The 11,327-nt window shown below is 64.9% G+C and carries 7 protein-coding genes; 1 reads left to right on the forward strand and 6 read right to left on the reverse strand.

What is annotated here, in order from left to right; genetic code table 11:
* The 4 genes from VW23_RS15845 to chvE all read right to left on the reverse strand — a co-directional run.
* On the reverse strand, positions 1-3,026 hold a 3,026-nt coding region (locus VW23_RS15845; RefSeq protein WP_069910517.1), incomplete at its 3' end, for an alpha-mannosidase.
* Between the two features lie 363 nt (positions 3,027-3,389).
* Complete coding sequence (gene mmsB / locus VW23_RS15850; RefSeq protein WP_069910518.1) at positions 3,390-4,661, reverse strand: multiple monosaccharide ABC transporter permease; 1,272 nt, start codon at positions 4,659-4,661, stop codon at positions 3,390-3,392.
* The gene (gene mmsA, locus VW23_RS15855) at positions 4,658-6,193 is read right to left on the reverse strand and encodes a multiple monosaccharide ABC transporter ATP-binding protein (protein ID WP_069910522.1); all 1,536 of its coding nucleotides are present in this window, start codon (positions 6,191-6,193) and stop codon (positions 4,658-4,660) included. The genes mmsB and mmsA overlap by 4 nt, the downstream gene beginning before the upstream one ends.
* A 159-nt stretch (positions 6,194-6,352) precedes the next feature.
* Positions 6,353-7,402 (reverse strand): multiple monosaccharide ABC transporter substrate-binding protein, encoded by a 1,050-nt coding sequence (gene chvE / locus VW23_RS15860; protein ID WP_141728360.1) that lies wholly within the window; start codon positions 7,400-7,402, stop codon positions 6,353-6,355.
* Between the two features lie 402 nt (positions 7,403-7,804).
* On the opposite strand from chvE, the gene VW23_RS15865 reads away from it, so the two are divergent.
* The gene (locus VW23_RS15865; protein WP_084646205.1) at positions 7,805-8,572 is read left to right on the forward strand and encodes a FadR/GntR family transcriptional regulator; all 768 of its coding nucleotides are present in this window, start codon (positions 7,805-7,807) and stop codon (positions 8,570-8,572) included.
* A 165-nt stretch (positions 8,573-8,737) separates the two neighbouring features.
* Here VW23_RS15865 and VW23_RS15870 read toward each other — a convergent pair whose 3' ends face one another.
* Positions 8,738-10,165: a gamma-aminobutyraldehyde dehydrogenase gene (locus VW23_RS15870; RefSeq protein WP_069910520.1), complete on the reverse strand. Its 1,428-nt coding sequence runs from the start codon at positions 10,163-10,165 to the stop codon at positions 8,738-8,740.
* Between the two features lie 202 nt (positions 10,166-10,367).
* On the reverse strand, positions 10,368-11,183 hold the full coding sequence (locus VW23_RS15875; RefSeq protein WP_069910521.1) for an ABC transporter permease: 816 nt from the start codon (positions 11,181-11,183) through the stop codon (positions 10,368-10,370).
* Between the last annotated feature and the right edge of the window lie 144 nt (positions 11,184-11,327).

Raw genomic sequence — 11,327 nt, forward strand, 5'->3', positions numbered from 1 at the left:
CGCCACCTCCTCACCTCGACCCGCCTGAGCCCCCCCCCCTCGCCCCCCCCCATCCGCTCCTCGCCAATGCCGAGCCCCTCCCCCAGCTTCCACCCCTCCGGCACCTGCACCGCAAAATCGCCGCGCCGGCCTGACGGCTCGTACACCCGCAGCACCAGCCCGTTGCCATCCTCGGCCGGCTTCAGCCCCGACAGCGCCGCCGGAATACCATCTACCCCGATCGGCTCGTAATGCGCCGCGGCCACGCCGCCCGCGATGGCCGCCAGCATCGGCTGGTTCAGGTCTTCCGCCTCCTCGCGCACCCGGCCCTCGTGCCATTCACCGGCATGCGGATAGAGCGCGTAGGTGAAGCGCTGCCCGCCCTCGTCGGCCAAGGGGTCCGGATAGACCGGCGAGCGGACGAGGCTGAGGCCCAGCACATTGCCCTTGGCGCTGTGCCCGTACTTGGCGTCGTTCAGCAGCGCCACGCCGAAGCCGGGCTCGCTCATATCGAGGAAGCGATGTCCCGGCACTTCGAACTGCGCCTGGTCCCAGCTGGTATTGTTGTGCGTGGTGCGCTGCACCACCCCGTTGGCATGCTCGAACGTCGCGTGCGCCGCCCGCACCGCCACCGGCGTCTGCGTCCGCAAGAGGCAATGCCGATCGTGCCAGTCGATCTCGGTCGCGATATCGAGACGCACGCCGTTGGCCTCGAGGATGTAGGTCTGCGTCACCGTCGAGGCGCGGAAGCGGCGAACGATGCGGATCGCGGCGCGCGCCGGCGTATCCTCGACCACCTTGATGCTCTCGGGCCGGTTCAGCTCGATGCCCTTCTTGGCGTAATCCTCTTCGATGTCCCAGGCATCCCAGTCGCGCGGCTTGTCGGACGGATAGACCCAGAGCTGGTTGCCGCGCCCGGCAAGCGCCTCGCGCCCGGTCGCCTTGTGGATGAGGCTGGTGACGGTGCCATCGAGCCCGATCGTGGCGCGGATATGGGCGTTCTCGAGATGGCTCTCGCTCACCGACAGGCCCGCGACCGGCTCGAGCGTCGCCCGGGTGAACACCTTGATGCCGAGCGGCGCCATCACGTCGGAACTCGAGAAATGCGTGCCGTCCGACAGCGTCACTCGCACCGGCCGGCGGCTGAGCGAGGGGTTCACCACGATCACCGCGTCATGCACATCGCCGTTGGGGATGCGGTTGACGATCACCGACATCGCCATCTGCTGGCGCGCCAGGGCCCGGCCGACCGCGTCATTCAGCTCGCGCTCGGCATCCTCGTACACCTCGGCGATTGACGAGCCGGGCAGGATGTCGTGGAACTCGTTCTTCAGCACCACGCGCCAGATATGCTCGAGGCTCTCCGGCTGTTCGCCGCCGAGCAGCGCCGCCAGCGAGGCCAGCGTCTCGGCGGTGATCAGCGCGCGCTCGGCCTGCCGGTGCGCCTTCTTGGTGGCGCTCTGCGTGGTGAGCGTGGCGCGGTGCAGCTCGAGATAGATATCGCCCTGCCACACCGGCAGCTCGGTCTTCTTGCCGGTCTCGTGCGCTGCGGCGAAGAAATCCTCGACCCGGCTCCAGCGCGCCTTCGGCAGCACCGGGAAATCACGGAGCTGCATTTCGCGCTCGACATATTCCGGCGTCACCCCGCCACCGCCATCGCCATAGCCCACGGCGAGCAGCGAGGTCGGGTGCTGCGGCTTCTGCATGAAGTTGCGCCAGGTCTTCAGAATGCTGAGCGGGTTCACCGCCCCGTTATAGCCGTGCCAGGGGTTGTTGAAGGTGTGGGTCAACACCCGCGAGCCATCGATCCCCTCCCACCAGAACAGGTCAGCCGGGATGGTGTTGGTGTCGTTCCAGTTCACCTTGATGGTGAAGAACGAGTCGATACCGCCTTGTTTCAACAGCTGCGGCAGCCCGCCGGAGAAGCCGAAGCAGTCGGGCAGCCAGCACACCCGGTGCTTGACCCCGAACTTCTGCTGGAAATAGCGCTGCCCGTAGAGGATCTGCCGCGTCAGGCTCTCGCCGGTGGGCATATTGGTGTCGGGCTCGACCCACATGCCGCCGACCGTCTCCCAGCCACCGGCCGAAACCTTGGCCTTGATCTTCTGGAACAGCGCCGGATCGTCTTCCTCGATCTGCGCGTAGTAATGCGCCGTCGACTGGTTGAAGCGGAAGCCCGATTGCGCCAGGTACTCGTTGCTCCCTTCCATCAGCGTCACTGCCGTCGAGAAGGTGCGGCGCATTTTCCGCCGCGTCTCGGCATAGGGCCAGAGCCAGGCGAGATCGATATGGGCGTGCCCGGTGAGCGCGATCTCGCCCTGCTGCGGGAAACGCTGCTGCAGCTCGCGTAAGCGCTCGATCAGCTTCAGATCCGCCTTGATGACGCTCTGGCGCTGCTCTTCGCTCAGCGGCGCCGGGTTGTCCTTGAGCGGCGGCAATTGCCAGATCCGCTGCTGGCCGCGCTGCGGCGCAAAGCGCGCGACATAATCCTCCGTCCCCGACGGCCATTCGAGCCCGTAGAACGCTTCCTCCGCCACAGCGACGAGGTGCGGCACCACCTCGTGCTCGCCGAGCTCCGTCGCCGCTTCGTGCACCTGGCTCAACCGCAGGCGGAACGCATCGATGGCGCCATCGAGCCAGTAGAGTCTGGCGTCGTTCAGGTGCGGTTTCCGCACCGGTTCGCCGAACGGCAGCCGCGCCACGGCTTCCGCCTCGATGCGGAAATCATGGGCCCGCACCGGGAACTCCTTGTGGTACGGGTCGTTGCCGAAGCCGACATTGTCATCGGCATAGATCAGCGTCGCCAGCGCTTCGCCACCCAAATCGAGGAACAGCCGCGTCTCGGCGATCGGCCAGCTCGAGGGCACCGAAACGCCGGCCGCAAAGCTCTGCACCCCGTCGCGGCTCGGCCACGGCGCACCCACTTCGATCGGCTTGCCGTTCAGCGTCCAGCCGCCCACCGGCAGTGTCTCGCGCTCCCGCCACCAGGTGAGCTCATCCAGCCGCACCCTGATCCGGTCCAGCCGCTGCTCGATGGAGAGAGCCATGCGAAATATCCTCGTTGCAACGTTACAATGCGCGGCGGACAAAACCATACCTGGCCGCGGCTCGCTAGGGCGGGATGCGGGAAAATGTTGCGGCGTCCAACAGTGATTGGGGATGGAGGATGGCCTGAACCACCGTGCCCTCCAGGATCCCCTCTCTTGCGATTTCTAAGGCTTAGCGAAGGGCTAAGCCCAAGAAATCGCTTTCTCCCCCGCAAGGGGGGAGATGATCGGCGGCTTCCACTTGCTTCGGTGCAGCAGTCGGGACGCTCCCCCTTGGCGGGGGAGAAAGCGAAAACTTGGGCTTAGCGCAGCTAAGTCCTTAGTTTTCGCCAGAGAGGGGGGCGTGGGGAGCCATCCGACCGCCTACGCCTTGTTCTTGTTGTACAAGTCGAAGAACACCGCGGCGAGCAGCACCACGCCTTTGATCATCTGCTGCAGGTCGATGTTGATGCCCATGATCGACATGCCGTTGTTCAACACGCCCATGATGAAGGCGCCGATCACTGCGCCGGCGACCTGGCCGACGCCGCCCAGCGCCGAGGCGCCGCCGATGAACACCGCCGCGATCACGTCGAGCTCGAGCCCCTGCCCTGCCTTCGGCGTCGCCGAGTTGAGGCGGGCGGCGTAGATCATGCCGGCGAGCGCCGCGAGCGCCCCCATGATGGCGAAGATGTAGAAGGTCAGCCGCTCGGTCTTGATGCCCGACAGCGCCGCCGCCTTGGGGTTGCCGCCGATGGCATAGATGCGGCGACCGAAGGTGAGGCGCTTGGTGAGGAAGACGAAGCCGGCGATCAGGATGCCCATCACCACCAGGACGTTCGGCAGGCCTTTGTATGAGGCCAGCATATAGGTGAAGAACAGCACCAGCGCCGCGATGACGATGTTCTTGGCGGCAAACAGTGCGAACGGCTCGCTCTCATAGCCGCGCGCCGTGCGCCGGGCGCGGGTGCGGATCGACAAGAGGATCATGCCGACCACGGCGACGATGCCGATGGCGAGCGTCGCCCCGTGCAGCACCAAGGGCTGCACGCCCTGGCTCGCCGGTATGAGGGTAATCGCCCCGATGAAATCGGGGATGAAGCCTGCCGACAGCAGCTGGAACTCGGCCGGGAACGGGCCGACCGACTGGCCGGCGAGAATGGAGAGTGACAGGCCCTTGAAGATCAGCATGCCGGCCAGCGTCACGATGAAGCTCGGGATGCGATAGTACGCGATCAGGTAGCCTTGCGCCGCGCCGATCGCCGCCCCGATCACGAGGCAGATGAGCCCGGCAACGATCGGGTTGGCGAGGAACGCCAGCTCCGGCGGGAACTTCCAGCCGACCATCAGCATGGCCGCCAGCGCGCCGATAAAGCCCGACACCGAGCCGACGCTGAGGTCGATATGGCCGGCGACGATCACCAGCAGCATGCCCAGCGCCATCACGATGATGTAGCTGTTCTGCAGGACGATATTTGTGAGGTTCAGCGGCTTGAACAGTACGCCGCCGGTCGTCCACTGGAAGAACAGCATGATCAGGATCAGCACCAGCAGCAGGCCGTATTCGCGCAGGTTCGCCTGCAGGGCGCCCCAGATCGAAAGCGGCGCGGCGGCTTCTGCCGGGGTTGCAGCCTGCGGTGCGGTTTCGGTCGTCATGATGCAACTTTCCCTTCGGCGCGCACGATGGCGCGCATGATCTTTTCCTGGCTCGCCTCGGCGGTCGGCATTTCGCCGACCAGCCGGCCCTCGTTCATCACGTAGACGCGGTCGGTGATGCCGAGCAGCTCCGGCATCTCCGAGGAGATGACGAGGATGGCTTTGCCCTGCGCGGCGAGCTGGTTGATGATGCTGTAGATTTCGTACTTGGCGCCGACGTCGATGCCGCGGGTCGGCTCATCGAGGATCAGCACTTCGGGGTTGGCGAACAGCCACTTGGACAGCACCACCTTCTGCTGGTTGCCGCCCGACAGGTTCCCCACCGTCTGGTAGACGCTCGAGGACCGGATATTGGTCTTCTTGCGATAGTCGTTCGCCACATCGAGCTCGGCCAGGTCGTCGATGACGCCCCAGCGCGACACGCCCCAGAGGTTGGCCAGCGTGGTGTTGTGCTTGATGTGGTCGATGAGGTTGAGCCCAAAAGTCTTCCGATCCTCGGTGGCATAGGCAATGCCATGCGACACGGCCTTTTCGACCGTCGAGGTATCGACCTTCTTGCCGTGCAGCAGCACCTCGCCTGTGACCTTCACACCATAGGACTTGCCGAAGAGGCTCATCGCGAATTCGGTGCGGCCCGAGCCCATCAGCCCGGCAATGCCGACCACCTCCCCCTTGCGCACATTCAGGTCGATGCCCTTGATCACCTGCCTGTCGCGGTGCTGCGGGTGGTAGACCGACCAGTTCTTCACCTCGAACACCACCTCGCCGATCTCAGGCGTGCGGGCCGGGTAGCGATCTTCGAGCGGCCGGCCGACCATCGAGGTGATGATCCGGTCCTCGGTGATATCGGCTTTGTTCAGCGTCTCGATGGTGCGGCCGTCGCGGATCACCGTGATCCGGTCTGAAACCTTCGAGACCTCGTTGAGCTTGTGCGAGATCAGGATGCAGGAAATGCCCTGCGCCTTGAAGCCGAGCAACAGGTCGAGCAACGCCGCGCTGTCCTTTTCGGAGAGGCTGGCGGTGGGCTCGTCGAGGATCAGCAGCTTCACTTCCTTCGAAAGCGCCTTGGCGATCTCGACCAGCTGCTGCTTGCCCGTGCCGATATTGGTGACCAGCGTATCGGGGTCTTCGTTGAGGCCGACTTTCCTGAGCACGGCGCGGGCGCCTTCACGTGTCTCGTCCCAATCGACGATGCCGGCATTGGCGCGCTCATTGCCCAGATAGATGTTCTCGGCGATCGACAAGAGCGGCACCAGCGCCAGCTCCTGGTGGATGATGACGATGCCCTTGTGCTCGCTGTCGCGGATCGAGCGGAAAGCGCATTCCTCGCCATTGTAGATGATCTGGCCCTCATAGGAGCCATGCGGGTAGACGCCGGAAAGCACCTTCATCAGCGTCGATTTGCCGGCGCCATTCTCGCCGACGATGGCGTGAATCTCACCGGCCTTCACGTCCAGGTTGACGTTCTGCAGCGCCTTCACACCAGGAAAAGTCTTGGTGATGTCACGCATCTGCAGGATCGTGTCGCGCATCTCCGGAATGGTGTCGGTCATGGGCGGCCTTCTGCTTGGTCCCGGTCGCCGGATGGCGCCGCGGGGGCCGGATTTTACTTGGCGGATGAAGTTTACTTGAGGGGATAGAATGCCGAAAGGGCCCCGCTGCTGAGCGAGGCCCTTCCGAAGGCTTCGACCTTACTGGAGGTCGGATTCCTTGATGTAGCCCGAGTCGACGACCAACGCCTTGTAGTTGGTGGCATCGACGTCGTGCGGAACCAGCAGGATCGACGGCACGACCTTGACGCCATTGTCGTAGGTCTTGGTGTCGAGACCTTCCGGGGTGCCGCCGCCGACGACGGTGTCGACGAGCGCGGCCGTGGTGGCGGCCAGTTCGCGGGTGTCCTTGAACACGGTCGAATACTGCTCGCCGGCGATGATCGCCTTCACCGACGGAACTTCCGCGTCCTGCCCGGTGATGATCGGCCACGGCTGGTCGGCCGAACCGTAACCAACGCCGCGCAGCGACGAGATGATGCCGCGGCTGAGCCCGTCATAGGGAGCCAGCACGCCATCGACGCGGCTGCCGTCCGAGTAATTGGCCGAAAGGATGTTGTCCATGCGGGCCTGCGCCACGGCGCCGTCCCAACGGAGCGTGCCGACCTTGTCCATGCCGGTCTGGCCGGACTTGATCACCACGTCGCCCGAGTCGATCAGCGGCTGGATGACGCTCATCGCGCCATCGTAGAAGAAGAAGGCGTTGTTGTCGTCGGGCGAGCCGCCGAACAGTTCGACGTTCCACGGCTTGGTGCTTGGGAAGCGTTCCTTCAGGCCCTTGACCAGCGAGTTGGCCTGCAGCACGCCGACCTGGAAGTTGTCGAAGGTGGTGTAGTAGTCGACATTGGCGCTTTCGCGGATCAGGCGGTCATAGGCGATGACCTTGATGCCGGAATCGGCAGCCTGTTGCAGCACGGCCGAAAGCGTCGTGCCGTCGATCGACGCGATCACCAGGGCCTTCACGCCCTTGGTCACCATGTTCTCGATCTGGGCGAGCTGGTTCGGGATATCGTCTTCGGCATATTGCAGGTCGACGCTGTAGCCCTTGCCCTCAAGGGCGGCCTTCAGCGAGTCACCGTCCGAGATCCAACGGAGCGACGACTTGGTCGGCATGGCAATGCCGATGGCGCCCTTGTCCTGGGCAAACGCCTGGCCGGAGAGCGCGATGGCGCCCACGGTGATGGCGGTCATAAAAAGCTTAACGGCTTTCACTGGTTTCCTCCCGGGTAAACCTTGGTGACGGAACCGCGATCGGGACGTGCCGCCCGCGGGGAGGAGAGTGGACGGGAGACAGACCATCGCAGCTGTCAGACTGCGCCGGTCAGATCGCCTGCCGGGCACCCGGTGGCGACGCCTCCCAAACGCCCCGTAGCCGGGGCATTTCGCGCGTCCTCCAACGCGCCGGCGGAACCTAGAGTAATCAGATATCGCTGTAAAGATGTCCGCCGATTGGCTGTCTGAGCGTCGCCCGAGAAGCATTCATCCTTGCCCAAATTGCTATGTCTGCATTACAATTCAGCGTTGAGGAGGGCACCGGACAGACGACAAAGTTCGCGTCGGTGCCATAGAACATATCAGATAGGTGTGAGGGGAATGGCCCGTAGCGACGTGAACGCCGGCCCGGAGGATTACCCGCTGACGGCAGCCGAGAGGGTGGCCAACGAGCTGACCGAAATCATCCTGCGGGACCTCGCCCCGGGTGCCAGCATCCCGAGCGAGGCCGATATCGCCAGCCGCTTCGAGGTCAGCCGCCTGACGGTGCGCGAAGCAGTGAAGATGCTGGTCGGGCGCGGCTTGCTGCATATCGGTCGCGGCCGTCGCGCCGTGGTGCGCGAGCCCGACAGTTCAGTGTTCGCGGCGCTGCTGGTCTCGATCGTCCGGAACGACCCCAAGGGGCTGTTCGACCTGATCGAACTGCGCATGGCGATGGAATCGCTGTCATCCGGGCTCGCCGCCAAGCGCGCCAGCCGCGCCGGCGTCCAGGCCATCGACGCCGCTATGCGCGACATGCGCGCCTCGGCGGCCGAAGCGGCCGATGGCGAAAACCCCGAGGCCGAAGCGCGCTTCCACGAAAGCGACCTGCAGTTCCATGAAGCCATCGCCATGGCGAGCGGCAACCGCGTCATCGCTTTCATCTTCGAAGCCATGGCCAAGCCCTTGCGCGAAAGCTTCGTGATGAGCCGGCGCGGCCAGACGCTGCGCGGCGCCGGCCGCGTCGAAACCGTGGAAGCCCACCAGGCCATCCTTGACGCCATCCGCGCCGGCGACCAACGCGCCGCGGTAGATGCGATGCGGGCACATTTGAAAAGCACCGAGCTGGATATCCGCTCGCACCTGGCGAGCGGGGTGGCGGCGGCTTAGGCCGGTGTGCTTGGCTGCCCCTCACCCTGACCCTCTCCCCAGAGGGGCGAGGGGACGCACTTTGCGCCGCCGGTGCCCCTATCGCCCCCTCGCCCCTTTGGGGAGAGGGCTGGGGTGAGGGGCGCCAAGCACACCGGCTGACGACGCCCTGCCCCTACGCCAAGCCTACCCGTGATTGATCATCACATGCCGGACTGCCGTATAGTCCTCGAGCGCATAGACCGACATGTCCTTGCCATAGCCCGACTGCTTCAGCCCGCCATGCGGCATCTCGTTGACCAGCATGAAATGCGTGTTGATCCACGTGCACCCATATTGCAGCCGCGCCGCGGTCTGCATCGCCTTCGAGACATCCTTGGTCCACACCGATGACGCGAGGCCATAGTCGCTGTCATTGGCCCAGGCGACGGCATCTTCGGGGTCAGTGAAGCGGGTGACCGACACCACCGGTCCGAACACCTCGCGCCGCACGATCTCGTCCTGCTGCAGCGCTCCGGCGATCACTGTCGGCTCGTAGAAAAAGCCCCGGTCGCCCGACACATGGCCACCGGCGGTGATCTTGATATGCGGCAGCTCGGACGCCCGCTCGACGAAGCTCGCCACCCGGTCGCGCTGGCGCTTCGAAATCAGTGGCCCGATCTCGTTGAGCGTGTCATCGGCCTGATTGTACTGGATCGAGTTGACCGCCGAGCTGAGGTCGGCCACCAGCTTGTCGTGGATTTTCGGGCCGGCATAGATGCGGCAGGCCGCGGTGCAATCCTGCCCGGCATTGTAGTAGCCGAAGGCCTTGAGCCCGCTCACCACCGCCTCGAGGTCGGCATCGTCATAGACGATCACCGGCGCCTTGCCGCCCAGTTCGAGATGCGTGCGCTTCACCGATTTGGCCGCCGCCTGCAGTACTTTCTTGCCGGTCGCCACGTCGCCGGTGATCGAGATCATGTTGATCTTGGGGTGGTTGATCAGCGCGTTGCCGACGCTGTCGCCACGTCCGAGGATGACATTGACCACCCCCTCGGGCAGCACCTCGGCGAAGACTTTCGCGAGCTTGAGCGCCGTCAGCGGCGTCTGCTCGGATGGCTTGTAGACCACCGTATTGCCGCCCGCGATGGCCGGCGCCAGCTTCCACGCCATCATCATCAGCGGGTAGTTCCACGGCGCGATCGAGCCGACGATACCGATCGGGTCGCGCCGCACCATCGAGGTGTGGCCCGGCAGGTATTCCCCGGCGATCGAGCCCTGCATGTTGCGCACCGCACCGGCAAAGAAGCGCCAGCAATCGACGATCGCCGGGATCTCGTCGTTCTTGACCGCATTGATCGGCTTGCCGCAGTTCAGCGCCTCGAGCGCCGCAAAGCCATCGGCATCGTCCTCGATTGCCTGCGCGATCTTGAGCAGGTAATTCGAGCGCTGCCCCGGCGTGGTCCGCGACCACGTGGCGAAGGCCTTCTCGGCCGCCAGCACGGCCGCGTCGATCTGGTTGAGTGATGCCTCAGGAATCCCCCGGATCAGCTCCCCGGTTCTGGGATTGAGCACCTGCTCCTCGGTTTCCGTCCCCGCCTCGAAGCGCGAGCCGATCAGCATTTCGGTGTGCATTGATGTCTCTCCCTAACTCTACCTATAGTGCGTGTGGCTCCACCCTCATCCGGGCTTCGCCCACCTCGCGGCGAGGGCCTCCGTCCTCGTCCGCTGACCATCAAGGGAGAAGGCCCGACTGAGATGTTCGTGGAGGACCCTTCTCCCCTTGTGGGAGAAGGTGGGCGAAGCCCGGATGAGGGGTGGCCCACGCGCCGGCCCATCACTTCCCCATCCCCGCCACCGTCTGGTCACCACCGCGGCTGAAGTAGAACGCCAGCAGGATCGGCAGCAGCGTCACGATCACCACCACCATGGCGACCACATTGGTCACCGGGCGCTGCCGCGGCCGCACCAGCTCCTCGAGCATCCAGATCGGCAGCGTCTGCTGCTGGCCGGCGGTGAAAGTGGTGACGATCACTTCGTCGAAGCTGAGCGCAAAGGCCAGCATGCCGCCGGCGAGCAGCGCCGTGCCGATATTGGGGAGGATCACGTAGCGAAAAGTCTGGAACTTGTCGGCGCCGAGATCCATCGCGGCCTCGATCATCGAGCCCGAGGTGCGCCGGAAGCGCGCCACCGCATTGTTGTAGACAACGACGATACAGAAGGTCGCGTGCCCCAGCACAATCGTCCAGAACGAGAACGGGATCTCCATCAGGCTGAACGCTGAACGCAGCGATATACCGGTGATAATGCCGGGCAGCGCAATGGGCAGGATCACCAGCAGCGAAATCGTCTCGCGCCCGAAGAACCGCGTGCCCGAAACCGCCGCGGCGCAGAGCGTCCCGAGCACCAGCGCGATGGCCGTCGAAATCGCCGCCACCTGCACCGACAGCGTCAGCGCCTGCCACACATCGGGCCGGTTCCAGGTCACGGCAAACCATTTCATCGTCAGCCCCGGCGGCGGCCATTGATAGGTCCGCTCCTCCGAGGAGAAGGCATAAAGAAAGATCAGCGCGATCGGCGCCAGCATGAAGAACAGCCCGGCGCCGGCAGCAAGCTTCAGCCCCCAGGGGGCGCGGGGAGCGTCAGAGCGCATGGGGCGCCTCCCCAATCACCGATAGCGCAGCAAGCGCCTCCCTCCCCCTTGAGGGGAGGGCTATCGCATATGGCGTGGGGATAGCTTGGCTCGGGAACCGCACCCCCCACCCTGTCCCTCCCCCGCAAGGGGGGAGGGACAGGG

Source organism: Devosia insulae DS-56, assembly GCF_000970465.2.
Lineage (GTDB): Bacteria > Pseudomonadota > Alphaproteobacteria > Rhizobiales > Devosiaceae > Devosia_A > Devosia_A insulae.